The sequence below is a fragment of the Staphylococcus sp. HMSC059F04 genome (assembly GCF_001812565.1).
Lineage (GTDB): Bacteria > Bacillota > Bacilli > Staphylococcales > Staphylococcaceae > Staphylococcus > Staphylococcus lugdunensis.
In genome coordinates this window covers 1-26171 of the sequence record NZ_KV809479.1, presented here as the reverse complement: position 1 = coordinate 26171, position 26171 = coordinate 1, and the positions used below count along the sequence as shown (strand labels likewise).

Sequence of the window (26171 nt, the reverse complement as noted above, 5' to 3'; positions counted from 1 at the left end):
TATAGAGTTCATAACTTAAAACATAATTATGTCCCAGACTGTTTTTAAGTATGTTGATATAAAATTACATATAAATGCGCCGTATTTTGGTGAGACACTTTGGAGTACAAGACAAGGTGAAGCTGTCCCCTAAGAAAGCGAGCCAACAATACGAGTAAATAAAGAAGCCAGTAAATGAATTTATAAAAGTTATTTACTGGATATTTTTATATGAATTTTGTCCTGCTTCTTAATTTTTTAGGTAACCTGACCCAACTAATTATTTTCTATGTGCGATAAATTGTTGTAGTTTATAAAATACCGGTTTAATTGGTTTAATAAAATCTCCAATGTATTCATATACTTGAGCGTTAAAGCCTTCTTTAAATTTTTGTACGCCAGCATCTTCGGCATCTTCACTAAAGTCTCCAGTAACACCGTAGAAATTGTAACGGTCGAGATGATGTTCTTTCGCAAATTTAATCATTTCCCATTGTAAACGATATGCACCCATGTAAGCATTGTATTTTGGATTTGAACCACTGGATAAATAATACATTTCATGGTCGTTATAGATATATAATGCAGCCGCTAAATTTAAGATATGACCTTCTTTATCCATTTGAGTTTCAGTTTCTTTAATTTTGCGTTGATTACTTGCAACTTGTTGCGTTACTTGTGTATGTTTATTTTTATTTTTCTTAGAGTTTGGACTCTCTTGTAAAGCAGTTTCTATGTCTGAAAGCTGTTGCTTCAATTTATCACGATCTGCCTTTAACGTAGCCAAGTAATCATTTAAATCGATATAAGCCAATTTTAGCATTGCATGATCTTGGTATATTTTTTGCATTTCTATAAAGTAAGGTTCATCTCTAAATGAAAAACCATGCTTTTCTTCAGCCATTTGGAATAACTCGAAAAACGTATGCGTGTCTTCAATCGGCAATGTTTTAACTTTGACACCCATTTCATAGGTTTTTTTAATATTGCGACGCGTTTGATAATCCATTTCTTTCATCAATTGATCTTCGTTCTTGTCTTTTAAATCCAGTACAGAAAGCCAACGAATTTGACTCATCATATCGTAGCCAACTGACCAGCCTTGATGTTTATAACCTAAATCTTCTAATGTTTTTATTACTGCACGATTGTCGTAAGATTTTAAAATCTCACCATCTGCGTTATGTAAGTTCTCTAAAATATATGGATCAACAAGGACATAAAGACAATTGCGTTGTTTTAAAAAGTTTGTGAGAGATTTAAAGAAATAATGAACTAATTCAATATTGCTGTAATCCATGACTGGACCGCGATGGGTGTAAAAGTATTTAAAGAAGCGTAAGGCAGGTGCTTCCGTTAATAGACAAGCAGCAATTACTTCATTCTGGTCATCTTTTACGCCAACCAAATGAACATCATGTTTCATTTCTGAGCGAGTGAGGTAATGCATACTTGATTGGGTATAATGTGAAAAATGTGTTTTTGTAAATTGATCGAATTCTTCTGCAGTGATAGTCATGAACTTCATATTAAATCTACTCCTCTATTTTACTGAATAGGTATAGTGTAACAAAATTACATTATAAATACACATATTATTCCATCATACTTTAGTTGTATAAGTTCGAAAATGGAATAAAAGTAATATTATATTATTTAACATTTATTAACTTGTTATTTCAACTGGCACGTTTGCCCGTATCGTTGTATGATTAGACATGTATTAAAGGATGATAGGGAATCCTAGATTAAATAAATTAAAAGCTTAGGAGTGAATAACTTGAAAAAGTTAGCAATGGCCTTAACATTAATCGTTCTACTGCTGACAGCTTGCAGCAGTGGTAAATATACCGAAAAGATAGATAAGGCGGTTAAAATGCAAGATGATAAGCAAGAACGTTTAGCAAAACATGATCAAGGCGACGTCGTTAAGCATTTTGATAAAAAGGATGCTAACATTTATGTCTTTGAACATGGCAAATATGTCATTTTAGGATATAAACCGCTTAGTGATAATGATGAGATTCACTATTATGCGTATCAATTTAGTGGTAAAACGATAAGTTTTAAAGAAAATTTCGATGCAAAGGGATATATTCAAAAGCACGATCCAGATTATAAAGAAGAAAATATGAACTAACCTAAACGTTAAGGAGCACATATGAAAAAACGATTACCCATCATATTATTATTGACTTTTTTAGTTATTTTAAGTGCATGTGCACAACAAAAGAAAGACGCTCCAAGTGCACCACAAGCTACTAAACATAATAAACCCCTTATCGTTGAGTATGGCGATTACAAGTGCCCATATTGTAAAAAAGTAGAAACACAAGTCATGCCAACAATTAAAAAGAAATATATTGATACAGGTAAAGCAGACTATCAATTCATCAACATGGCTTTTTTAGGTAAAGATTCCATTATTGGTGCGCGTGCAGGCCATGCAGTTAATGCTATTGCCCCACAAGCATATTTAGATTTTCAACAAAAAATATACGCTGCACAAGAAAAAAATGATGACAAAGAATGGATTACACCAAAATTAATCGACAAACAAATAGATCAACTTAATATTAGTCAACAACAAAAGCACAAAATCAAAGCAGATTATAAACAAGAAAATAGTCAGTCATGGAAAGCGGCTGATAAAGATAAACAATTATATAAGAAGCATCATATATCCAAAGCACCAACTGTATTTATTAATGGTAAAAAAGTAAAAGACCCATATGATATAAAAAGCTGGGAACAACAACTTGATAAATAAGCACTTCGTAAAAAACATATTGATCAACTAACATATAAAGGAGGATAGGTCATATGCACATTGAACGCCAATTAAATCAAATCATTGCGCATATAACATTTCATGCTCCTATCATTGAAGTGTTCAAGGCTTATACAATACAATCACTATTTGAACAATGGTTTCATCCACCAGGTGCTAAAATTAAGGTCTATCATTTTGAAGCGGTGACTGGTGGAAAAGCATTTTATGCTATTACAACACCAGAAGCGACTAGTTATACATTAACCGAATACCATATGGTTCAAGCACCGTATCAGATTGTTTACTTTGATTTCTTTGCTACAAAAGACGGTGATAAAGATACACGATTACCAGGGATGAAAGTGGTATTAGAATTCAAACAATTGAATAAGCAACAAACAGAAGTGACGTCTACGACTATTTTTCCAACTGCGACAGCTGCTGAACAAGCGTTATCCATGGGTGTTGAAACTGGTATGCGAAAGACTTTAACTCAGCTTGAACGACTACTAAAAAAAGAATTGTCATGAAAATGACACGCTTTAATTAATGCGATTACGTTAAAATAATCTTGAAAAGAGGTTGATAACAATGAAATCAAGATATTTAAAAGTTTTAGTCTTATATGCATATAGTACATTGGTACCGACATTAATATTTAATTCTAAGTGGATTAAAAGTCCTTCATTAAAATATCTCTTAAGACTAGCGCTTGGCTATGGCTACTTTGCTTTAGGATTAAAAATTTTATCAAAACTCAAACGTCAATAGGTATGTTGAACAACTTAACCTATTATTATAAGAATATATTGGGAAATGCTATTAATGAATGAACTATTTCAATTCGTTAATAGCATTTTTCCTTATACTGTAAGTTTTGATAAATATTGCTTATATGAGCCTCATAATCAATACGATGTACCTTATAAATTAATCATTAATTTTTCTACCTGACCATTTCTTAATGGTTAGCATTAAAAAGCCACAAATAATGATTAAACTCATAACATATAGGATTAACGTTAAAACATAAGGTACACTATTTTGGATATACATAGGAATATAGCGTGCAGCATATGTGATTGGCATGTAATACCATGACTGGTCGCCTAAAACTTCCATACCAAAATAGATGTTAAATATTACACTAAATATACCTCCAACAATTGCAAGCACGCTTTTGATAAAGAGACCGATCATAAATATGATGACTGTTATTAAAATATTAAATAGCAGACTAGTCAATAAGTAAAATAAGCTAATATTTAAGTTTTCACTCATGATGATTAAATTTAAAGTAGAAATGATTAACGATAGGACGTAGTTTATATAAATATACATGAGTGTGGCTAGAGCCCATGATAAACGGCTAGTCTTACTTAAAATATGGTTGAAATGTCCTATGCCCTCTTCAAATTTAATTGTCTGAAACACTGTGATGGACAATATTAATGGCGTAATCGCATTAAAGCAACCAGTATATATTTGAATAGCTGTTTTATGCCATGAGGGACCTAAATAGAGATCAATACATAAAATATAAAAAAGTGTAAACATGAGTGGTATATAGGTTAAAATGTCTGATATAAATTTTAATTTTATGATTTTAAATTCATTTATCATTTTATCCTCCAAGATTTATTATTATTTAAGAAGAAAAATGCAACGAAATAAATGGTACTTACGATTAAAACGATTAATAAAGCATGTAAATCATTAAAAAATGGGCTCGACTTAGATAATAAAGTACCATTTGGATGTAATGATAAAGTGATTAATGGAATTCTACCGATATAAGACCAAGGGAGAATCCAAAATATTTTTGTCATAGTTATAGTAATTATGCTTAATATTGATAAAAAAAGATTTAGAAATATCGCAAGAAAAACACCTGTATTTCTTACTAAAATAAAGTTTATAGGTATCAACGATAAACTAGAAATTAAAATAAGTGTTATCGTCACGAATATTAGTAATGGGTTTATTGGAGCGCCAGAAGTTAATGCGTTACCAATCATTGAAACGATAAATATCAAGATAGCATGAATGATAAAGCCTATGATGGTTACAATGATTTTGTTTTTAATCATGCTGTTAATAGACCAATTGTTGCTTTTGTAATAAGAAAAATGATTGTTTTTTATTTCCATATTGAGGAGAGAGTTAGCAATGATACATGTAAGTATAGGTATCACGAAAAACGGCCATAAATTAAACGTCAAAGATAAATATGGAGAAAGTTCATTCTTATCAGGTTGACCTTGAGCAAATAACGCCGTAAATATTGCAAAAGCTAAAAATATTAATGGCGATGAAATGAGCATATACATAGCTGAGGAACTTTTTAATTTAAGTAATTCAGTCTTTAAATTTTTCATCATAATTTACTCCTTTGTAATATCGAAAAATATTTTTTCTAGATTTTCATTAGTATTATTTTCTTTTTGATACTTTAATTTACCGTTGTGAATAATACCGATATGATCAGCTAATATTTGTATTTCGGAAAGTATATGACTTGATACGATGATGCTTGTACCTTGCTGAGTTAAATCTTTCAATAATGTTCTTAAATCTTGTATACCATAAGGGTCAAGGCCATTTGATGGCTCATCGAGTATTAATAACTTTGGTTTTTTTATTAGCGCCATTGCAATGCCTAAACGTTGTTTCATTCCCAGTGAAAAATCTTTAACTTTTTTCTGTTTATCTACTTTCAGTTTGACCTTTTTTAATACTTGTGGAATATTGTCAAAAGGTATATTTTCATTTAAAGCTACGATTTTTAGATTATCATAAGCATTTAGATGGTTATAAGTGGGCGGGGACTCTATTAACGAGCCAATATTTGATAAATCATTTCTGACCATCTGTGCGCCATCTAAAAATATTTCGCCATGTGAGCTGGATAATATACCACAAATGATTTTAAGTAATGTTGATTTTCCAGCGCCATTAATACCTAATAAGCCATAGACTTCGTTTGGAGCAACTTTTAAATTAATATCATTTAAGACTACATTGTTTTTGAACTTTTTGGATAAATTTTTGGTTTCTATTTTGTAAGTGTTCATTAAGATACCTCCTCTGTGATTAATTTCATCGTAGCACGAGAAAAAAATATTACTACTTACACTTTTGTAAGTAACAAAATAAGTAATCATTTAAACATTGTTGTGTTATAGTGAATTTAATTAAAGGAGGAAAAATGTATATATTATTATTGGTTGTTTTCATTCTTTTAGGTATAGCATATTTACTGTTTAAAGCAAATAGTCGACTTAATATTTACTGTACGTCTATTATCATTGTTTTAATGTATATTTTAGTATCTTATTATTTGAATAGATTATTTGATTTTAACTTAATGGTTTTAAGTAGTTATTTATTATTGTCAATGCTCGTGATTATCGCCTTTATTCTCTATTTATTTTGGGATAGTAAAAAATTATTGAAAAATGAAGGCAGTCGTCTTACAAACTTTTTGAGTTTATCGTTAGCGATGTGGATTGTAATTTTGATTGCTTTATTTCCAGTATCGTTTATCGTTAACAATGATGTGTCAAAATATATATTTGTAACATATTTATTCACTACGTTAATATTTACGTATTTTTTTGGCTTAATATTGAGCTGCTGGCTTTTAGCTATATTTTATTCAACATTAAATAGCAATAAGTCTATTGATATTTTTTTAGTGCTAGGATCCGGTTTAATAAATAATAAAGTTACACCACTTTTAGCTAGTAGAATTAATGCAGGCTTAGAAATTTATCAAAAGCAAAATAATAAGCAGCATTTGTTTTTAGTGAGTGGTGGCCAGGGTGATGATGAGCTGCGACCTGAGTCAGTTGCTATGAAGGAATATCTAGTAGATAAAGGTATCGTTGAGGATGAGATTATTTGTGAACAACAATCGAAAACGACATATGAAAATTTATATTTTTCTAAGGAAATGATAGAAAATTTACCATTAAATAAACCTAATATTTTAATATGCACAAATGATTTTCATATTCTAAGAGCGATGTTTTTAGCGAAAAAATTGCATTTTAAAAATTTTTACAGCGTTGGCAGTAAAACGAAAAGCTATTTTTTCACCAATGCTTTTATTAGAGAAGTGATTGCCATTATTAAAATGGATTGGTGGTTTCATCTTGTAATTATGTTGGCTAGTATCGCATGGTATATTCTTACAATGGTAAATATTTAAAAGATTTAATATAGTAATATAAGGATCTTCCATTAGGGAGGGCGTTGAGCTCAATCTTTAATGGAAGCTTTTTATATGTTTTAGTTTCAAATATAGAATGTCGATTTATTTAGAATTTGTGTGATACATAAGCTGCTTTTCATAGAAAATACATGTATTATTTCAAAAGCGATAAATTTATAGTATGTTACATTTTAATTTTTAAAATTTTCATATATTATGTGTATTTTTTAAAGCTTTATAGTTTTATTATGTCTTTATGGATATAATAGGTCTATATTAAATGATGACATACATAGGAGGAAGTTTAGATGTTAAAAAATGCAAAGACACTTGATGACACACATGCGACACGTGCACAAATTGAAAGTGCAGCTGGTCAAGTGCAAATGAAGGAAGTCATGCTTGATAAGACGCCAGGGAGATATATGGTAAAAGCGATCATGGCTGGCTTTTTATTGGCGATTGTAACAGTATTTATGTTTGCTGTTAAGACACAGTTTGCCGGAACTAATGACGGGCTGGTTAATTTGCTTGGTGCAATCGCATTTAGCTTAGCCTTAGTATTGATCGTATTAACTAATTCAGAACTATTGACGAGTAATTTTATGTACTTGACTGTGGGCTGGTATTATAAAGTGATTTCTATGTCTAAAATAATGAAAGTGATTACTTTTTGTTTTATTGGTAATATTATTGGTGGGATTTTTTTATTTTTCTTGATGAAATTTGCTCATATTATGACACCTGAAATGATTCAAAGTTTAACGGCATTGGTACATAAGAAAACGATTGATTCGACATGGTACAATATTTTAGTTAAAGCTATTTTTTGTAACTTCTTTATCAATATTGGTATTTTTGTCTCTATGAAGTTTAAAGAAGGTTTAGCCAAAGCATTCTTCATTGCGTGTGGCGTGATTGTCTTTGTCTTTATGGGTTATGAACACGTTGTCTTTAATACAGGATTATATGCAGGTATGGCTTTCTTTAATTTGGATGCTTTGTCATGGTTAGGTGTATTGAAAAATGTTGTTTTTGCATTTATTGGTAACTATATAGGTGGCGGTATCTTTATTGGTTTCGTATATGCATACCTGAATGGTACACGAGATAGTTTAGTTAAATAATTAAAATGATGTAGATGCTATAATGAAATATATAGATTATATTTTAGAAATTCTAAATACATCTTTGGAGTGTAACAGACTTTTATGTAGGACGTTACGCTCCTTTTTTAGAAAAATATTGACTTATAATACATTAAATCTTATTATTTTAATCAACATTATTAATCATGTATCGGGGGGATACGATGGTAGCGAATATTTTAGTCGCGCATGGCATGCGTCAAGGAGATCAAAATGAGGCATTAACAGGCTTTGTGGCTCAATTGTTAGAGCATGAAAGCTATCCATATGATTTGGCGTTTATTGAAAGTGAAGAAAAAAGTATTTCACGCATCATGACGCATTATTTGAATCAAGGAGAAACAGAATTTAAAATTGTGCCACTACTCATCTTTTCTGCCATGCATTATTTAGTGGATATTCCAGAAATATTAGCACAAATAAAGGGGCAACATCCAAATATTAACTATCGCTTAAGTCAGCCTTTAGGAACGCATGCATTAATGCAGGAAATTATTCAACAACGCATTGAACAAGTTCATATCGACAAAGATGACAAAGGTAAAGTAGCAGTTGTTTTAATCGCACATGGTAGCCGCTCTTATACACAAGCACATGATGAATTAGAAACCTTTAATCATCAGCTAGCTACAGATTATCCTGTATTCTCCAGAACATTGTATGGCGATATAAGCTTTAAAAATGATTTGGATAAGTTAGCTAAGCGTTTTTCCAAGTTAATTATCGTGCCGATGTTTTTATATGATGGACGCTTAGTGAATAAAGTAAAAAAACTAATCGCGCAAATGGACATACAATCAGAATTGCTTATTACACCATCTCTGAATTTCGATCCGCTTTTGAAAGATATTATTAGCGCACGTCTTGAGGAATTATCATTTTAAAGAAAATAATTAAAGATGATATCAGTAACAATCAGTAAAGTTTCGCACTTTATTGGTTGTTTTTTTATGTTAGGGAATTCCCTAATTTTGTGATTTTATTCACAAAAATGGCCTGTATTGGTCTACAATAAAATTGAAAAGTGATAGCTGGAATATTATTAATCAAGTTAATGAACCTTTAAGGGCATAGGTATTTCCAGCAATCTTTAAAAGATTAAAAGGGGCGACATTATGGCTAAGCAAAAATTAGTGTTGATAGGTAATGGTATGGCAGGTATACGCACGATAGAAGAAATACTAGAGCGTTCCGATTCAACCTTTGACATTACAGTGATTGGTAAAGAACCTTATCCTAACTATAATCGCATCATGCTATCCAATATTTTACAAAATAAAATGACGATTGACGACACAATTATGAATCCATTTGATTGGTACAAAGCGCATGATATTAACTTAATTATCGATGACCCAGTTGAGCACGTTAATCGCGAAGGACAATATGTTGTAACATCAAAAGGGCTAACGGTTTCTTATGATATTTGTATCTTTGCCACAGGCTCATCTGCTTTTGTATTACCTATTCCAGGGGCTGATTTGCCAAGTGTAATCGGTTGGAGAACGATTAAAGATACTGAACAAATGATGACAATTGCACAAACGAAAAAACGTGCCGTCGTTATTGGAGGCGGTCTTCTTGGATTAGAATGTGCGCGTGGATTATTAGATCAAGGCATGGAAGTTACTGTCTTACATCTAGCAGATTGGTTGATGGAAATGCAATTAGATGCAAAGGCGGGCGCATTACTCAAAGCGGATTTGGAACAACAAGGTATGAAGATTGAGTTACAAGCGAACTCACAAGAAATTATTGGTCAAGATGATGTTGAAGCTATTAAATTAGCAGATGGTCGTGTGATAGAAACAGACCTTATTGTGATGGCAGTGGGTATCAGACCTTATGTGCAAGTTGCCCGTGATGCTGGACTAGAGGTCAACAGAGGTATTGTCGTTAATGATTATTTACAAACGAGTGATGCACATATTTATGCTGTTGGAGAGTGTGCTGAGCATCAAGGACACGTATATGGACTTGTTGCACCTTTATATGAACAAGGCAAAGTGTTAGCCGATTATTTAACTGGTAGAAAAACAGAGGGCTATCATGGCTCTACAACATTCACATCCTTAAAAGTATCTGGGTGCGATTTATACAGTGCTGGACAAATTGTTGAAGATGAAGACGTACACGGTATAGAAGCATTTAATAGCGTAGATAACGTTTATAAAAAAGTGTTTTTAAAAGACCAAGCGGTTGTGGGAGCTGTACTATACGGTGATACGGACGATGGCTCTAGGTTTTATAGCATGATGAAAAAGCATGAATCACTTGAAGATTATACGTTAATGGCACTATTACAGAAAAAAGGTGACGATGCTGGTTTATCAATTGCTGATATGAGCGATGACGAAACGATATGTGGTTGTAATGGTGTAGATAAAGGCACCATTGTAAATGCAATTAAATCTAAAGGTTTAACGTCTGTGGCAGAAGTGACTAAAATGACTAAAGCGGGTAATTCATGCGGAAAATGCAAAGGGCAAATCAGCCAAATTCTAGAATATACGCTTGGTGATGGCTTTTACGCTGCTAAGCCAACAGGAATCTGTGCCTGTACAGAACTGACTAGAGATCAAATCGTCACACAAATTAGAGCTAAAGGCTTAAAGACATCTAAAGAAGTGAGACATGTCTTGAACTTTAAAGATAAAAATGGTTGTCCTAAATGTCGACCAGCTATTAATTACTATTTAAATATGGTCTATCCTCATGAACATGCAGATGAACGTGAGTCACGTTTTGCTAATGAACGCTATCATGCCAATATTCAAAATGATGGTACGTTTTCAGTCATACCTCAAATGCGTGGAGGCGTCACAGATGCAGATCAATTGATACGTCTTGGACAAGTAGCCAAAAAATATGATGTACCGCTAGTTAAAGTTACTGGTTCACAACGTATCGGATTATATGGATTGAAAAAAGAACAATTACCACAAGTATGGCAAGATTTAGGCATGCGTTCTGCATCTGCCTATGGAAAGAAAACTCGTTCTGTTAAAAGCTGTGTTGGTAAAGAGTTTTGTCGATTTGGGACACAATATACGACGCGTTTAGGAATTCGTTTAGAAAAAACATTTGAATATATCGACACACCACATAAATTTAAAATGGGTGTGTCAGGTTGTCCAAGAAGTTGTGTAGAATCAGGGGTTAAAGACTTTGGTGTTATTTCTGTTGAAAATGGCTTCCAGATTTATATTGGTGGTAACGGTGGTACAGAAGTAACCAAAGGTCAATTCTTAACGACTGTAGCTACAGAAGATGAAGTGATTAAACTTTGCGGTGCATTGATGCAATATTACCGTGAAACAGGTGTGTATGCAGAGCGTACAGCTCCTTGGTTAGAGCGTTTAGGTTTCGATAATGTTAAAGCAGTGTTGTTGGATCCTGAAAGACAAGATGCATTATATACACGTATCATGGATGCGAAACAAGCAGTTTCAGAAGAACCTTGGCAAGCAATTGTTCACAATAAACATGCACAAAAAATCTTTGAAGTTGAGAAGGTGTAAACGATGAGAACAGGAGAAAAAGTAAAAGTATTAACAATCGATGATTTAACACCTTTAATTGGGAAAAAGGTCATTGTTGATGGTAATGAAATAGGTATATTTCTAACTGAAAGTGGTCATATTCATGCTATTCATAATGTTTGTCCGCACAAACAAGGTCCTTTGTCAGAAGGAACGGTCAGTGGTGAATATGTATACTGTCCCCTGCATGATCAAAAAATTGATTTAGCATCTGGTGAAGTTCAAGAACCTGATGAAGGTTGTGTAACCGTATATCCAGTAGAAGTTATTGACGGAGATGTCTACGTATGTCTATAGCCAATGGTGGCAAGGTATATCTTGTAGGCGCTGGTCCAGGAAATCCTAATTTATTAACGAAACAAGCAGAACGTTTAATTAGAGAAGCGGATATTATATTGTATGACCGTTTAGTCAATCCACTTATTTTACAGTATGCGTCAGAGAAAGCAGTCTTCGTTAATGTCGGTAAAAAGCCATACCATAAACACATTCAACAAGTACAGATTAATCATAAAATGATTGCTGCGGCACATCAATATAAACATGTTGTTAGATTAAAAGGTGGTGATCCTGCGATATTTGGTCGTGTTTATGAAGAGCTTGAGGCATTAAAACAACAAGCGATAGAAGTAGAAATTGTCCCAGGCATTACGTCTGCGAGTGCTGCAGCAGCAACTATGAATGTCGGACTAACGATGCGTCAAGTTGCACCAAGTGTCACTTTTTCAACAGGGCATTTCAAAGATGATGTCAGCAATGAAACAGATATTAGAAATTTACGCAATGGTGGTACACTTGCCATTTATATGGGAGTTAAGCGTTTAGGGCATATTATTCAACAAATTACTGCGGTATCAACTGAAGATTATCCAATTGCAGTGATTTTTAATGCTTCTTGGTATAACGAAACAACCGTAATAGGGCGTTTATCAACCATCGAAGCGCAATTAACTAAGATAAATTTAGAAGGACAACCTGGCATTTGTTTGGTTGGTCCTATCGTAGAACATATGTCACAAATACCTAAGGCTAACAGCAGAGATAGCATATTAAAGATACTCGTAGGTGAAAAAGAACAGGCGCTAATACAAGCTGAACATTTAGCAGATATAGGAACACCATGTCTGATACAACCAAGTGAGACAGCACATCAAAGTCAGCACGATTTATTTCAACATATCATCGCACAACATCAGTGTGATTATATCTATATGGAGTAAGTGTGAGTCTGGGACATCACTATGTTTTAGGCTATAAACTATATATTGGCAGTTAAACTCGCCGGGGCGGGACAGAAGTCATTATGAATTCTGTCTCGCTTCTTTTTATTTTTGAAAATTTAGGGTTTCAACTAAGGCAATTAGGCAATTCCCTAATATTAGAACTTTGTGAAAAAATATACAATGTAACTAAGACAATGATATGAATGTTGAATGTAGCACTCGTGTTAAACCTTTTACGGGAGGACATATAGATGGGGAAATTTGGATTGAACTTTTTTAAGCCAACTGAAAAATTTAACGGTAATTGGTCCATTTTAGAAAGTAAAAGCAGAGAATGGGAGAAAATGTATCGTGAACGTTGGAGCCATGACAAAGTCGTTCGTACTACGCATGGGGTCAATTGTACAGGATCATGTTCCTGGAAAGTTTTTGTGAAGAATGGCGTGATTACTTGGGAAAATCAACAAACTGACTATCCAAGTTGTGGTCCGGATATGCCTGAATTTGAACCAAGAGGTTGTCCTCGTGGTGCATCATTTTCTTGGTATGAGTATAGTCCGTTGCGTGTTAAATATCCTTATATTAGAGGTAAACTATTGGATTTATGGACTACAGCACTTGAAGAAAACAACGGTAATCGCATTGCAGCATGGGCCTCAATAGTTGAAGATGAAGAAAAAGCTAAGCAATATAAATCAGCAAGAGGTATGGGTGGACACGTCAGAGCTAGTTGGAAAGATGTCACAGATATCATTGCGGCGCAGCTTTTATATACGATAAAAAAAGACGGACCAGACCGAATTGCTGGATTTACACCTATTCCAGCTATGTCGATGATTAGTTATGCTGCTGGAGCTAGATTTATTAGTTTATTAGGTGGAGAAATGTTGAGTTTTTATGATTGGTATGCTGACCTACCACCTGCATCACCACAAATATGGGGTGAACAAACAGATGTACCAGAATCAAGTGATTGGTTCAATGCAGCTTACATTATTATGTGGGGATCAAATGTACCTCTTACACGTACACCGGACGCGCATTTTATGACCGAAGTACGTTATAAAGGAACTAAAGTTATTTCGGTCGCTCCGGATTATGCTGAAAACGTAAAGTTTGCCGACAACTGGCTGGCACCGCATCCAGGTACTGATGCTGCAATTGCTCAGGCGATGACACACGTGATTTTACAAGAATTTTACCAAAATGAGCCGAATGAAATGTTTATTAATTATGCCAAACAGTATACGGATATGCCGTTTGTTATTATGTTAGACCAAGATAAGCAAGTCTATAAAGCAGGGCGATTTTTACGTGCAAGTGACTTAGGTATTGACAGTGACAATAATGAATGGAAGCCAATGATTTATGATCTAGAGAGCCAACAGTTTGTGGTACCTAATGGCACGATGGGACAACGTTGGGAAGAAGGTAAACAATGGAATCTTAAATTGGAAACTGATGATGGTCAAACAATCAATCCAACACTGACGATGGCGAATACTGAATATGACATCAAAACCATTCAATTTCCATATTTTGATAGCGATGGTGATGGAATCTTTAAGCGACCAATTCCAACATACACGTTACAGTTAGCCAATGGTCAAAACGTTCAAGTGACGACAGTTTATGATTTGATGGCCAGTCAGTATGGTATACAGCGTTTCAATCATGCCATGGAGGCAACATCCTATGATGACCAGCAATCCAAGTATACACCAGCTTGGCAGGAATCAATTACTGGTGTTAAAGCATCGACTGTGACTCAAATTGCACGAGAGTTTGCGCAAAATGCGATAGAAACTGGTGGTCGCTCGATGATTATTATGGGTGCAGGTATTAATCATTGGTTTAATTCTGACACCATTTATCGCTCAATTCTAAATTTGGTCATGTTATGTGGCTGTCAAGGTGTAAATGGTGGAGGCTGGGCACATTATGTTGGACAAGAAAAATGTCGTCCTATTGAAGGATGGAATACGGTTGCCTTTGCCAAAGATTGGCAAGCACCACCACGCTTACAAAATGGTACAAGTTGGTTTTATTTTGCGACTGATCAATGGAAATATGAAGAATCCAATGTAGCTAGTTTAACTTCACCTCTTGCACAACATGTTAAGCACCAGCATCCTGCTGATTACAATGTGACTGCTGCTCGCTTAGGCTGGTTACCATCTTATCCACAGTTTAATAAAAACAGCTTACTCTTTGGAGAAGAGGCGAAAGAAGCTGGCGATGCGTCAAACGAAGCAATTATTCAACGTGCAGTTGATGCCGTGAAAAATAAAGAAACACAGTTTGCAATTGAAGATCCTGATTTGAAGAAGAATCATCCTAAAACATTATTTGTTTGGCGTTCAAATTTAATTTCAAGCTCTGCAAAAGGGCAAGAATATTTTATGAAGCATTTATTAGGTACTAAATCTGGCTTGATGGCTGAACCTAATGAGCATGATAAGCCTGAAGAAATTACTTGGCGAGACGATACAATAGGCAAACTTGATTTATTAGTATCATTAGATTTTAGAATGACAGCTACACCACTCTATTCAGATATTGTGTTGCCAGCTGCAACTTGGTATGAAAAGCATGATATCTCATCAACGGATATGCATCCTTTCGTACATCCATTCAATCCAGCAATAGATCCACTATGGGAATCGCGCTCAGATTGGGATATCTATAAGACATTAAGTAAAGCAGTTTCAGAAATGGCAAAAGATTATTTGCCAGGTACTTATAAGGATGTTGTGACTACACCATTAGGTCATGATTCTAAGCAAGAGATTTCAACACCATTAGGTCAAGTCAAAGATTGGTCTAAAGGAGAAATAGAAGCAGTTCCCGGACGCACAATGCCTAATTTTACTGTAGTTGAACGGGATTACACTCAAATATATAACAAATTTGTTACGTTAGGACCTTTGTTGGAAAACGGGAAAATAGGTGCGCATGGTGTGAGTTATCATGCGGGTGAACAATATGAGGAACTAAAAAGTATGATAGGAACTTGGAATGATGACGACATAACATCAATCAGAAATCAACGTCCACGTATCGATACAGCAAGGAAAGTGGCTGATGCGATTTTAAATGTTTCATCTGCGACGAATGGTAAGTTATCTCAAAAATCATATACCGATTTAGAACAACAAACCGGTATGCCATTGAAAGATATTTCTAGCGCACGTGAAGCCGAAAAGCTATCATTTTTAAATATTACTGCACAACCTAGAGAAGTGATTCCAACTGCCGTTTTTCCTGGATCAAATAAAAATGGCCGTCGCTATTCACCGTTTACAACAAATATCGAACGACTTGTTCCTTTCAGAACATTAACAGGAAGACAAAGCTACTATATTGATCATGAAATATTTCAGCAATTTGGTGAAAGTTTACCAGTATACAAACCGACATTACCGCCGATGGTCTTTGGCACACGAGATAAACAAGTAAAAGGCGGACAAGATGCCCTAGTATTACGATACTTAACACCACATGGTAAATGGAATATCCACTCGACTTATCAAGACAATCAGCACATGCTGACATTATTTAGAGGTGGACCTGTTGTTTGGTTATCAAATGAAGATGCCGAGGCGCATGGCATTAGTGATAATGATTGGCTCGAAGTATATAACAGAAACGGTGTTGTGACTGCGCGTGCCGTCACATCTCATCGAATGCCTAGAGGAACAATGTTTATGTATCACGCACAGGATAAGCATATTGAAACACCTGGCTCAGAAATCACAGATACGCGAGGCGGTTCTCATAATGCACCAACTCGTATTCATTTAAAACCGACACAGCTGGTTGGTGGATATGCACAAATAAGCTATCACTTTAACTACTATGGACCGATTGGCAATCAAAGAGATATCTATGTGGCCGTGAGAAAAATGAAGGAGGTCAATTGGCTTGAAGATTAAAGCACAAATTGCAATGGTATTGAACTTAGACAAATGTATTGGTTGTCATACGTGCAGTGTGACATGTAAAAATACATGGACGAATAGACCGGGTGCGGAGTATGTGTGGTTTAATAATGTAGAAACAAAGCCAGGTGTTGGATATCCAAAACGTTGGGAAGACCAAGAGCAATATAAAGGCGGTTGGGTGCGCAACAATAAAGGCAAACTTCAACTTAAATCAGGGAGTCGCTGGTCAAAAATTGCTTTAGGAAAAATCTTCTATAATCCTGATATGCCAGTAATTAAAGATTACTATGAACCATGGTTTTACAATTATGAACATTTGACAACAGCTAAACAAGGGCAACATTCTCCTGTAGCAAAAGCACATTCAGTTATTTCAGGTGATAAGTTGGATTTACAATGGGGTCCTAACTGGGAAGATGATCTTGCAGGTGCACATGTTACTGGACCAGAAGATCCTAATATACAACGAATTGAAGAAGATATCAAGTTTCAATTTGATGAAACATTTATGATGTATTTGCCACGTTTGTGTGAACATTGTTTAAATCCAAGTTGTGTGGCATCATGCCCATCTGGTGCAATGTACAAACGGGATGAAGATGGTATTGTACTTGTTGACCAAGAAGCCTGCCGTGGTTGGCGTTATTGCATGACTGGCTGTCCATATAAAAAAGTTTATTTTAACTGGAAGACAAATAAAGCAGAAAAATGTACATTCTGCTTTCCAAGAATTGAAGCCGGGCTTCCTACAGTTTGTTCTGAAACATGTACGGGTCGTATGCGTTATTTAGGTGTGCTTTTATATGATGCAGATCGTGTGCATGAAGCGGCATCTGCTGAAAATGAACAAGCGTTGTACGAAAAGCAACTTGATATTTTTCTAAATCCATTTGATGAAGATGTGATTGCACAGGCTGAAAAGGACGGCATTAACCATGAGTGGATCGAAGCAGCTCAACATTCTCCGGTATATAAGTTGGCTATAGAGTATAAGTTGGCCTTTCCGCTACATCCCGAATATAGAACGATGCCTATGGTATGGTATTGTCCGCCGCTTAGTCCAATCATGAGTTATTTTGAAGGTAAAGGTGCTAAGCAAGATCCAGATATGATCTTCCCAGCAATTGATGAAATGCGTTTACCTGTTGAGTATTTAGCAAGCTTGTTTACAGCTGGAGATACGAAACCAGTGAAAGAAGCTTTGCAACGCATGGCAATGATGCGAAGTTATATGCGTGCTCAAGTAACGAATCAACCATTTGCGATGCATAAATTAGAAAGATTAGGCTTATCTGAGCAGCAGTTAAAAGATATGTATCGCTTGTTAGGTATAGCTAAATATGAAGAGCGATTTGTAGTGCCTACATCACACAAAGAAACTTACTTAGATACGTATCGTGCACAAGGTAGCCAAGGGTATGGTGGAGAATATTTTGGAGAAAATTGTGAAGGTTGTGGCGTAGCAGTAGGTTCTGGAAAGACAGGACAAGAAGTTTATAATGATCATTTCTATGGAGGTATTTTCCGTGATTAATCTTGCAAATTTTAGACAATATCAAGATAGTTTTGGCTATATTGCACAGCAACTGAATTTTCCAGAAAAAATCACTTTCAATCAAAATATCTTTCAAGAGACCATAGCGCCTTCACATCCTGCATATGCCGACCTTGTTGCTTATCGCACAATGATGGAACAGTACACTTTATCAGAAATTAAGGCAATATACACGGATACCTTTGATTTTAGTAAGAAGGCACCATTATATATGACATATAATAAATTTGATACACAAAAAGAACGCGGGCAGATGTTGGCTAAATTAAAGGTCTTATATGAGATGTTTGGCTTGAAAATGGTTGATAATGAACTGTCTGATTATTTACCGCTAATGTTGCAGTTTTTACATGTGGCACAATGGCATGATGATCCACGTGCGGAAGATAATATTCAGTTAGTCATTATGATTATTGAAGATGGCACGTATACGATGGCAAACTTGTTGGCTGAGGATCACAATCCGTATGCCTATGTGGTCCGTGCTTTGCGTCAGACATTAAAAGAATGTCTTGAAGCACCAAAAGGGGTGACAACACATGCTTAATCAATTTTTATGGGTGATTTATCCCTATCTTTGTGTTGCTATTTTTGTAATTGGTCATATCGCGCGGTATAAATATGATCAATTTTCATGGACAGCTAAATCAAGCGAATTAATTGAGAAGAAACAATTGAAATGGGGAAGTTTATTATTTCATTTAGGTATCATTCCTGTGTTTTTGGGGCATGTTGTTGGTTTAGCCATTCCAGCACACTGGATAGAGTTTTTAGGTGTTAGCAATCATTTGTATCACTTTGGCGCTGTGTATATTGGTAGTATCTTTGGTATAATGACGTTGATTGGCATGTTGTTGTTAACAAGTAGACGCTTAACACTTAAGAATGTTAGACGCTTAAGTTCAGCATCAGATATATTTGTTAATCTCTTATTACTCATTATTATCTTTATGGGATGTTATTCGACGTTAGTTACAAATGCGGTTACGCCAGATTTTGATTATCGCCAAACGATATCAATTTGGTTTAGACATCTATTTACATTTTCACCGGATGCCATGTTGATGAATCATGTCCCACTATCATTTAAGTGTCATATCTTATTAGGATTTACAATTCTGGCATGTTGGCCATTTACAAGGTTAGTCCATGTATGGAGCGTACCATTATCATATGTGAATCGTCGGTATATCATTTATCGTAAACATAAATAACATTAAAGAAAGGGTTAATATATTGTCTCCTCGATCTTATATTGAAACGAACAGTTTGCAAGCAGATTTAGAAACTTTAAGACAATGTGAAGGCTATGATTTTGCTGCGATAGCGACACCAGAACGCTTTCGCTCAGGCGCACCAATTAAATGGCAATTTGTTTCTGGCAATACCAACGATAGATATAAGCTAATTGTTTTAAAAAAAGGGTGTGGCCTCGCTGGTATGGTAATGAAAACAGGTAAAAGAATGATCATTGAGCAGGTTGATCAAGAGATTGGCTTTGAAGAGCGCTTAAAGTACCCCATTTTACTAAGTGAAAATTTAACGAGTTTGATTGCGATTCCACTATGGTTTGAAAATGAGTTATGGGGCGTATTATTGCTTGGTCAACGTCAAAATAAGCCATTGCCAGACAATTTTGATAAGGTTAATATTCAAGGTAAACTAAGCGTATTTTCAGAAGGATGATAGGTGATAGGAGTGCTCAATATTAATGAAGAACAATTAGAGCAGTTATTACAACAATATTATAAAACAACACAGGAAAAGATTGTCTTTGTAGACAAATACGGTAAAGTTATCGCAATGAATGATGCAGCAAAGGAAATTATTTCAGAAGACAACAATTACAGTACCATGACCAATGCAATTTGTCGTCAGTGTGAGGGCTATTCCAACGAATTTGCATTAAAAAGCTGTATGAATTGTTTTATGGATACGACTCAACCAACAAATGCAAACTTCCAAGTGTTTATGAAAACTGTAGATCAACAGGTACAACCTTTTACTGCGACATATCAATGTATCGATGACGTAAAAGGTATTTATGCGTTTACTTTGCAAAATATCTCTCCACAAATTGAGCGTCAAGAAAAAATGTATCAACGTCAAATGATTCGAAAAGTAATTGCCGCTCAAGAGAACGAACGTAAACGTATTTCTCGAGAATTACATGACAGTGTTGTGCAAGAATTATTAAATATTAATATTGAATTGAGATTATTAAAATATCAACAAGATAAAGTATTAATTACCGATAAAGCCCAACAAGTTGAAAGCTTGATGGCCAATTTAATCGACGATATTAGAAATATTTCTGTCGAATTACGGCCATCATCCTTAGATGATTTAGGTTTAGAAGCAGCTTTTAAATCTTATTTTAAACACTTTGAACAAACCTATGGATTAGCCATTAGTTATCAGGCGAATATTCAGGGTAAGCGCTATGATAGCGACATTGAAACCGTTGTGTATCGAGTTGTGCAAGAAAGTATTTTAAATGCCTTGAAATACGCTAGCGTGAATCACATTGATGTGAGTATCCAAGATACAGGTGATCACATCATTGCAGAAGTGATTGATCAAGGTGTGGGCTTTAACCCTCAGTCACAGCCTAAAGGAACAGGTCTAGGTTTATATGGCATGAATGAACGTGCAGAGCTAGTCAATGGTAATGTAAATATTGATACTCAAATTGGCAAAGGAACAATTATTACATTAGAAATACCAATTTAATGTAGGTTAGGGGAATTCAATTGAAAATAGTTATAGCAGACGACCATGCAGTAGTGCGCACAGGGTTTTCAATGATTCTGAATTTTCAAGACGATATGGAAGTTGTAGATACTGCTGCTGATGGCGTAGAGGCATATCAAAAGGTTATGGAGCATAAGCCTGACGTGTTAATTATGGATTTAAGTATGCCTCCTGGCGAATCAGGCTTAATTGCTACAAGTAAAATTGCAGACAGTTTTCCAGAAACAAAAATCTTAATATTAACGATGTATGATGACGAAGAATATTTATTCCATGTTCTAAGAAATGGTGCTAAAGGTTATATACTAAAAAATGCACCAGATGAACAGCTAATCTTAGCAGTAAGGACTGTTTATCAAGGTGAGATGTATGTGGATATGAAGCTGACAACATCTCTCGTTAATGAGTTTGTCAATCAGCCACAATATGATACTGGCACTACAAATGATCCTTTTAAAATATTATCGAAACGAGAATTGGAAATCTTACCATTAATTGCTAAAGGTTATGGCAATAAAGAAATTGCAGAAAAGCTCTTTGTTTCCGTTAAAACGGTAGAAGCACATAAGACGCATATTATGTCAAAATTAGGCTTAAAATCTAAGCCAGAACTTGTAGAATATGCACTCAAGAAAAAGTTATTAGATTTTTGATCTTATTTAAATTGATGGTGTATAACAAGAAAATAAAAAGTGAAATAACATACACAGGTTGGACATCAATCTCAAAATAATAGCACAAAGATGATTTGAAATTAAAAATTGTCTTTGTGCATTTTTTATATCAGAACTAAAATGACATAAATAGCGACCGATAACAAATAGGGAAATTGCCTATAAACATCAGGGATTATCCTTATGTTCAATTTTTCACAAGGATTATAAACTTTAATTATAGTTGGTATGTGTTATAGAAATATGTCTCAAGTAGGGTGTGTGATGTCATATAGTTGATTGCTATCCTCATGCATGTACTAACACTAATTACATAAATAATGAAGGTGAAAAAATGTTTAGGACAAAAGGTGCCTTTCAACTTGGTTTACAAACATTGAGTCTAGTTGTTGGATTTATGGCGTGGAGTATTATATCTCCATTAATGCCATTCATGTCGCAAGATATTAAAGTAAGTGATGTGCAAATATCAATTATTGTAGCAATTCCAGTAATTTTAGGCTCAATATTGCGTGTTCCATTTGGTTATTTAACCAATGTGGTTGGCGCAAAATGGGTGTTTTTCAGTAGTTTTATTGTGCTATTATTTCCAATTTACTTCTTGAGTCTTGCACAAACACCTGGCATGCTTATGACATCTGGTTTCTTTCTAGGTGTTGGTGGTGCCATCTTTTCTGTGGGTGTAACGTCAATACCGAAGTATTTTTCTAAAGATAAAGTTGGTTTAGCAAATGGTATTTATGGTGTAGGTAATATTGGTACAGCAGTATCTTCCTTTTTAGCACCACCTATTGCAGGGATTATTGGCTGGCAAACAACTGTACGCTTTTATCTTATATTTATAGCTGTCTTTGCATTGATTATGTTTTTATGTGGAGATGGAAAAGAGCCGAAGGTTAAAATTCCTTTAATCGCACAAATGAAGGATTTATTTGGTAATTATAGAACATATTATTTAAGTTTATGGTACTTTATCACATTTGGTGCTTTTGTGGCATTTGGTTTGTTTTTACCGAATTATTTAGTGCATCATTTCACTATAGATAAAGTAGATGCGGGTATTCGGTCGGGTGTATTTATTGCTTTAGCTACATTTTTACGTCCAATTGGAGGTATGATAGGTGATAAATTTAATGCCGTAAAAGGATTAATGATGGACTTTATATTTTTAATTATTGGTGCAATTATTTTGGGGGTATCAGATCATATCGCACTCTTTACCATTGGTTGTTTAATGATAAGTGTATGTGCAGGAATTGGAAATGGTCTTGTATTCAAACTTGTACCATCATACTTTTCTAAAGAATCAGGTACAGCGAATGGCATCGTTTCTATGATGGGAGGCCTCGGGGGCTTTTTCCCACCTTTGATTATTTCGTTGGCAAAGTCTCTAACTGGCACAAGTCATTTAGCATTTATTTTACTTGCATTATTTGGGGTCGTGGCTTTTGCTACAATGTTTCACTTATATAAAAAGGAATATGTATAAAATCAAGTTAGTATAAGCCTATGACTAGTTGCTTGCTCAACGTTTTAGAAGCCCTTATTCTTTGCGATGTTAAACGTGCGCAATGAACAAGGGCTTTTTATAAGTATAATCATTAGTATATAACAATAAAATGTTGCATCAAGTGATTGAAATGAGCAGCCAAGAAGTATCATCTAATAATGAGTTAATGAATAGTCACTTTAATCGCTTGTAATCATCATTGTTAAAAATTATCTACAACAAATTGATGCATAATTTTGATGAGCTTTTGTGCTTCCTCTTTGCTAACGCCTGCATCACAAAATACATTTTTTGAAATAGAAGCTAATTCAGGTTTTAATGCTACACCTTGCTCAGTTAGTGAAATTTGCAAGTTGCGTTCATCATTTGTTTCACGTATGCGTGTGACAATACCTTTTTTTCGAGTTTTTTTAATAAAGGCGTAAGTGTACCTGAATCAAGATAAACTCGATTACCTAATGTCTTAATATTCAGTTTTTCTTTGTCTTCTATAGCCATGATAACGATGTAAGCTGTATAAGTAAGGTCATGTTCTTTTAAATACGTGGTGTATTTTTTGATGATTTCCTTTGATGATACATATAGTAAAAAGCATAGCTGATTGTCTAAATAGCTTTCTTTATGCTGCATTTAATCACTCCTTATCCCATAACAATAGTAGGAATAGTTAGGGATGTCAAGGTTTTATGCAATTAGTTTATAATTATAAAATCTATAGTTGATATACAATATATTTGTAAACAATTTCACATATTTTAAGAAAAATTTGTTACAAGTGAAGTGATATACTTTAAAAATCGTGCTGTTTCATTCATAATAGTTTGAATAGTACCTTAATTTAACGGACATGTTAAAGATTTTAGTAAAGGGAGATTTACAATGACCAAAAAGCAGGTTATCACCAGAATTATCATCATATTAGTGATTTCTTTAGTAGTCGCAATTGCTTTCTTTTTTGGAATGAAAATGTATCAAAGTCATAAAAATATTCAGCTTGTGGATAGTTACATAGAAGATAAGCATCTTAAAGGATTAATTAAAAAAGAGGAAACAAAATATAGTGCCAAAAAAGGTGTATACTATAAAGAAATCGTGTTTAAAGATGAGCCAAAATTAACTTATGTTGTTCAGCCAATTAGCACACGAAAAGGTATTTTCTTAGAAGGTTTCGATACTGAAACAAAGAAAAATATTAAGGGTGCGAAACATAATACATTTGACCAAAACTATAAACCATAAGTTAAAAAACACTATCAGATGCGCTACAATATACGCGTATCTGATATGTTAATACGGTTAAATAACAGAATATTTAAACATTATCGCTGTAATATTTTAAAAATTTATATCCAATTTTATTTATAAATGATATAATGAAGCGATGTCAGATGAGGGGGTTGCAGTATGGCTCTATTCAAGAGAAAAATAAGTTTACCAATGCAAGTATTAATTGCATTAGTATTAGGGGTTATCGTCGGACTTTTACTTTATGGACAAGACCAAGTTGCGAATTACATTAAACCATTTGGAGATGTATTTCTTAATCTCATAAAAATGATTGTAATTCCAGTGGTGTTCTGTTCACTTGCTTTATCCATTTCCGGTGTAGGTGAGTCTAAAACAGTTGGACGATATGGTTGGAAGACAATTCTTTATTTTGAAATTATAACAACAATCGCAATTGCATTAGGTATTATCCTTGCGAACTTGTTTAAACCAGGTCAAGGATTAGATCGTTCTAAATTACCTTCTGGCGATATCTCAAAATATCAAACAACAGCACAAGCAGCTGAACATTCTACATATGGTAATCATTTCATTGATACAATTGTAAATATTGTACCTACTAACTTTTTCGAAGCTTTAACAAAAGGTGAATTATTACCGATTATCTTCTTTGCTGTATTCTTTGGTTTAGCATTGGCAGCAATCGGAGAAAAGGGTGAACCTGTTAAGGCATTCTTAAGTGGGACACTAGATGCTGTATTCTGGATGATTAATAAAATCTTAAAATTAGCACCATTAGGTGTATTTGCCTTTATTTGTACAACAATTATTACATTTGGTGCATCAGCACTTTTACCTTTATTGAAATTAGTATTATTAGTAGTATTTGCAATGGTATTCTTTATACTTGTTGTTTTAGGTATTGTAGCTAAAATGTGCGGAGTTAGTATTTTATCTATTATTAAAATACTGAAAAGTGAACTTTTATTAGCCTTTTCAACATCTAGTTCTGAGGCAGTATTGCCTAGTATGATGAAGAAAATGGAAGAATTTGGTTCACCAAAAGATATTGTATCTTTTGTTATACCTATTGGATATACCTTTAACTTAGATGGTTCAGCATTGTATCAATCGATTGCCGCATTATTTGTGGCGCAAATGTATGGCCATCATCTTACATTGTCCCAACAAATTATGTTGATGGTGACATTAATGGTAACATCTAAAGGTATGGCGGCTGTTCCTGGTACGTCCATCGTTGTACTATTAACAACGTTAGGTGCGATGAATATACCGGCAGCAGGACTAGCACTAATCATTGGTGTTGACCGTATTCTTGATATGGTACGTACATGTGTCAATGTTTGTGGTAATGCATTATCAACAGTAGTTATTGCAAAATGGGAAAATGTTTACGACAAAGAAAAAGGACAAAAATACTTAGAATCAATTTAAAAAATAAATCTGACATTTTTATACCGAGCCATTGAGCTCGGTTTTTTTATGGTAACAAGTAAAAATAATCAAATTTTAACAAAGGGGTCTGGGATATAAATGTCAGAAAGGGTCTGGGACATAAATCTCAGAAAAATAGCGCTCAGATGAGTTGAATTCAACTCATCTGAG

The 26171-nt window shown here is 34.3% G+C and carries 23 protein-coding genes and 1 pseudogene; 19 read left to right on the top strand and 5 right to left on the bottom strand.

All coding sequences use genetic code 11. The annotated features are described in order from the left end of the window. Window positions 1–259 precede the first annotated feature (259 nt). Window positions 260–1507, bottom strand: coding sequence for an aminoacyltransferase (locus HMPREF2864_RS09135; protein WP_070545442.1), 1248 nt, complete (start codon window positions 1505–1507; stop codon window positions 260–262). 252 nt (window positions 1508–1759) lie between these two features. On the opposite strand from HMPREF2864_RS09135, the gene HMPREF2864_RS09130 reads away from it, so the two are divergent. Genes HMPREF2864_RS09130 through HMPREF2864_RS09120 form a run of 3 tightly spaced genes read left to right on the top strand, consistent with a single transcriptional unit; the run spans window position 1760 to window position 3282 of the window. Continuing rightward, the gene (locus tag HMPREF2864_RS09130) at window positions 1760–2119 is read left to right on the top strand and encodes a DUF4467 domain-containing protein (protein ID WP_002478697.1); all 360 of its coding nucleotides are present in this window, start codon (window positions 1760–1762) and stop codon (window positions 2117–2119) included. A gap of 21 nt (window positions 2120–2140) precedes the next feature. Continuing rightward, the gene (locus HMPREF2864_RS09125; RefSeq protein ID WP_002460296.1) at window positions 2141–2749 is read left to right on the top strand and encodes a thioredoxin domain-containing protein; all 609 of its coding nucleotides are present in this window, start codon (window positions 2141–2143) and stop codon (window positions 2747–2749) included. A 53-nt stretch (window positions 2750–2802) separates the two neighbouring features. Beyond that, entirely contained in the window at window positions 2803–3282 is a 480-nt protein-coding gene (locus HMPREF2864_RS09120; RefSeq protein WP_002478698.1) for an SRPBCC family protein, read from the top strand. Between the two features lie 400 nt (window positions 3283–3682). On the opposite strand, the gene HMPREF2864_RS09110 is transcribed toward HMPREF2864_RS09120, so the two are convergent. Genes HMPREF2864_RS09110 through HMPREF2864_RS09100 form a run of 3 tightly spaced genes read right to left on the bottom strand, consistent with a single transcriptional unit; the run spans window position 3683 to window position 5826 of the window. Continuing rightward, window positions 3683–4375, bottom strand: coding sequence for a BsaG family lantibiotic immunity ABC transporter permease subunit (locus HMPREF2864_RS09110; protein ID WP_070545440.1), 693 nt, complete (start codon window positions 4373–4375; stop codon window positions 3683–3685). Further along, a complete protein-coding gene (locus HMPREF2864_RS09105; RefSeq protein WP_237449018.1) occupies window positions 4372–5130 on the bottom strand; it encodes a lantibiotic immunity ABC transporter MutE/EpiE family permease subunit in 759 nt (252 codons plus the stop codon). Before HMPREF2864_RS09105 ends, HMPREF2864_RS09110 begins: the two co-directional genes overlap by 4 nt. A 6-nt stretch (window positions 5131–5136) precedes the next feature. Beyond that, the gene (locus tag HMPREF2864_RS09100) at window positions 5137–5826 is read right to left on the bottom strand and encodes a lantibiotic protection ABC transporter ATP-binding subunit (RefSeq protein ID WP_002492834.1); all 690 of its coding nucleotides are present in this window, start codon (window positions 5824–5826) and stop codon (window positions 5137–5139) included. 134 nt (window positions 5827–5960) lie between these two features. On the opposite strand from HMPREF2864_RS09100, the gene HMPREF2864_RS09095 reads away from it, so the two are divergent. The 14 genes from HMPREF2864_RS09095 to HMPREF2864_RS09030 all read left to right on the top strand — a co-directional run bounded on the left by HMPREF2864_RS09095 (window position 5961) and on the right by HMPREF2864_RS09030 (window position 23297). Continuing rightward, entirely contained in the window at window positions 5961–6965 is a 1005-nt protein-coding gene (locus HMPREF2864_RS09095) for a YdcF family protein (protein ID WP_037545242.1), read from the top strand. Window positions 6966–7276: 311 nt separating this feature from the next. Next, window positions 7277–8095: a formate/nitrite transporter family protein gene (locus HMPREF2864_RS09090; RefSeq protein ID WP_002460287.1), complete on the top strand. Its 819-nt coding sequence runs from the start codon at window positions 7277–7279 to the stop codon at window positions 8093–8095. A 185-nt stretch (window positions 8096–8280) separates the two neighbouring features. Continuing rightward, entirely contained in the window at window positions 8281–9000 is a 720-nt protein-coding gene (locus HMPREF2864_RS09085; protein WP_070545436.1) for a sirohydrochlorin chelatase, read from the top strand. A 231-nt stretch (window positions 9001–9231) separates the two neighbouring features. Then, window positions 9232–11637, top strand: coding sequence for a nitrite reductase large subunit NirB (gene nirB / locus HMPREF2864_RS09080; protein ID WP_002460284.1), 2406 nt, complete (start codon window positions 9232–9234; stop codon window positions 11635–11637). Between the two features lie 3 nt (window positions 11638–11640). Further along, a complete protein-coding gene (gene nirD / locus HMPREF2864_RS09075; RefSeq protein ID WP_002460283.1) occupies window positions 11641–11955 on the top strand; it encodes a nitrite reductase small subunit NirD in 315 nt (104 codons plus the stop codon). Next, the gene (cobA, locus tag HMPREF2864_RS09070) at window positions 11946–12878 is read left to right on the top strand and encodes a uroporphyrinogen-III C-methyltransferase (protein WP_070545434.1); all 933 of its coding nucleotides are present in this window, start codon (window positions 11946–11948) and stop codon (window positions 12876–12878) included. The genes nirD and cobA overlap by 10 nt, the downstream gene beginning before the upstream one ends. Window positions 12879–13132: 254 nt before the next feature. Continuing rightward, entirely contained in the window at window positions 13133–16816 is a 3684-nt protein-coding gene (locus HMPREF2864_RS09065) for a nitrate reductase subunit alpha (protein ID WP_070545432.1), read from the top strand. Further along, the gene (gene narH / locus HMPREF2864_RS09060; RefSeq protein WP_002460280.1) at window positions 16806–18359 is read left to right on the top strand and encodes a nitrate reductase subunit beta; all 1554 of its coding nucleotides are present in this window, start codon (window positions 16806–16808) and stop codon (window positions 18357–18359) included. Before HMPREF2864_RS09065 ends, narH begins: the two co-directional genes overlap by 11 nt. Continuing rightward, window positions 18352–18927, top strand: a complete 576-nt coding sequence (gene narJ / locus HMPREF2864_RS09055; protein ID WP_002478708.1) for a nitrate reductase molybdenum cofactor assembly chaperone — start codon at window positions 18352–18354, stop codon at window positions 18925–18927. Before narH ends, narJ begins: the two co-directional genes overlap by 8 nt. Next, a complete protein-coding gene (narI, locus tag HMPREF2864_RS09050; protein WP_002478709.1) occupies window positions 18920–19594 on the top strand; it encodes a respiratory nitrate reductase subunit gamma in 675 nt (224 codons plus the stop codon). Before narJ ends, narI begins: the two co-directional genes overlap by 8 nt. A gap of 22 nt (window positions 19595–19616) precedes the next feature. Next, on the top strand, window positions 19617–20066 hold the full coding sequence (nreA, locus tag HMPREF2864_RS09045) for a nitrate respiration regulation accessory nitrate sensor NreA (RefSeq protein ID WP_070545431.1): 450 nt from the start codon (window positions 19617–19619) through the stop codon (window positions 20064–20066). A gap of 12 nt (window positions 20067–20078) precedes the next feature. Beyond that, window positions 20079–21113 carry a nitrate respiration regulation sensor histidine kinase NreB gene (nreB, locus tag HMPREF2864_RS09040; protein WP_070545692.1) on the top strand — a complete coding sequence of 345 codons (1035 nt, stop codon included), beginning with the start codon at window positions 20079–20081 and terminating at the stop codon, window positions 21111–21113. 20 nt (window positions 21114–21133) lie between these two features. After that, window positions 21134–21787 carry a nitrate respiration regulation response regulator NreC gene (gene nreC / locus HMPREF2864_RS09035; RefSeq protein ID WP_002460273.1) on the top strand — a complete coding sequence of 218 codons (654 nt, stop codon included), beginning with the start codon at window positions 21134–21136 and terminating at the stop codon, window positions 21785–21787. Between the two features lie 355 nt (window positions 21788–22142). Then, on the top strand, window positions 22143–23297 hold the full coding sequence (locus HMPREF2864_RS09030) for a nitrate/nitrite transporter (RefSeq protein ID WP_002460271.1): 1155 nt from the start codon (window positions 22143–22145) through the stop codon (window positions 23295–23297). Between the two features lie 223 nt (window positions 23298–23520). On the opposite strand, the pseudogene HMPREF2864_RS09025 reads toward HMPREF2864_RS09030, so the two are convergent. After that, window positions 23521–23948, bottom strand: a pseudogene (locus tag HMPREF2864_RS09025) (MarR family winged helix-turn-helix transcriptional regulator). A 249-nt stretch (window positions 23949–24197) separates the two neighbouring features. Here HMPREF2864_RS09025 and HMPREF2864_RS09020 point away from each other — a divergent pair. Together HMPREF2864_RS09020 and HMPREF2864_RS09015 are read left to right on the top strand one after the other, a co-directional pair. Further along, window positions 24198–24557, top strand: coding sequence for a DUF3139 domain-containing protein (locus tag HMPREF2864_RS09020; protein ID WP_002460268.1), 360 nt, complete (start codon window positions 24198–24200; stop codon window positions 24555–24557). Between the two features lie 165 nt (window positions 24558–24722). Further along, complete coding sequence (locus tag HMPREF2864_RS09015; RefSeq protein WP_002460267.1) at window positions 24723–26000, top strand: cation:dicarboxylate symporter family transporter; 1278 nt, start codon at window positions 24723–24725, stop codon at window positions 25998–26000. The last annotated feature ends 171 nt before the right edge of the window (window positions 26001–26171 follow it).

Bases quoted from the DNA above. Each gene is read 5' to 3' on its own strand.
- HMPREF2864_RS09135 (WP_070545442.1), bottom strand. From the start codon at position 1,507: ATGAAGTTCATGACTATCACTGCAGAAGAATTCGATCAATTTACAAAA.
- HMPREF2864_RS09125 (WP_002460296.1), top strand. From the start codon at position 2,141: ATGAAAAAACGATTACCCATCATATTATTATTGACTTTTTTAGTTATT.
- HMPREF2864_RS09120 (WP_002478698.1), top strand. From the start codon at position 2,803: ATGCACATTGAACGCCAATTAAATCAAATCATTGCGCATATAACATTT.
- HMPREF2864_RS09110 (WP_070545440.1), bottom strand. From the start codon at position 4,375: ATGATAAATGAATTTAAAATCATAAAATTAAAATTTATATCAGACATT.
- HMPREF2864_RS09105 (WP_237449018.1), bottom strand. From the start codon at position 5,130: ATGAAAAATTTAAAGACTGAATTACTTAAATTAAAAAGTTCCTCAGCT.
- HMPREF2864_RS09100 (WP_002492834.1), bottom strand. From the start codon at position 5,826: ATGAACACTTACAAAATAGAAACCAAAAATTTATCCAAAAAGTTCAAA.
- HMPREF2864_RS09095 (WP_037545242.1), top strand. From the start codon at position 5,961: ATGTATATATTATTATTGGTTGTTTTCATTCTTTTAGGTATAGCATAT.
- HMPREF2864_RS09090 (WP_002460287.1), top strand. From the start codon at position 7,277: ATGTTAAAAAATGCAAAGACACTTGATGACACACATGCGACACGTGCA.
- HMPREF2864_RS09085 (WP_070545436.1), top strand. From the start codon at position 8,281: ATGGTAGCGAATATTTTAGTCGCGCATGGCATGCGTCAAGGAGATCAA.
- nirB (WP_002460284.1), top strand. From the start codon at position 9,232: ATGGCTAAGCAAAAATTAGTGTTGATAGGTAATGGTATGGCAGGTATA.
- nirD (WP_002460283.1), top strand. From the start codon at position 11,641: ATGAGAACAGGAGAAAAAGTAAAAGTATTAACAATCGATGATTTAACA.
- cobA (WP_070545434.1), top strand. From the start codon at position 11,946: ATGTCTATAGCCAATGGTGGCAAGGTATATCTTGTAGGCGCTGGTCCA.
- HMPREF2864_RS09065 (WP_070545432.1), top strand. From the start codon at position 13,133: ATGGGGAAATTTGGATTGAACTTTTTTAAGCCAACTGAAAAATTTAAC.
- narI (WP_002478709.1), top strand. From the start codon at position 18,920: ATGCTTAATCAATTTTTATGGGTGATTTATCCCTATCTTTGTGTTGCT.
- HMPREF2864_RS09030 (WP_002460271.1), top strand. From the start codon at position 22,143: ATGTTTAGGACAAAAGGTGCCTTTCAACTTGGTTTACAAACATTGAGT.
- HMPREF2864_RS09020 (WP_002460268.1), top strand. From the start codon at position 24,198: ATGACCAAAAAGCAGGTTATCACCAGAATTATCATCATATTAGTGATT.
- HMPREF2864_RS09015 (WP_002460267.1), top strand. From the start codon at position 24,723: ATGGCTCTATTCAAGAGAAAAATAAGTTTACCAATGCAAGTATTAATT.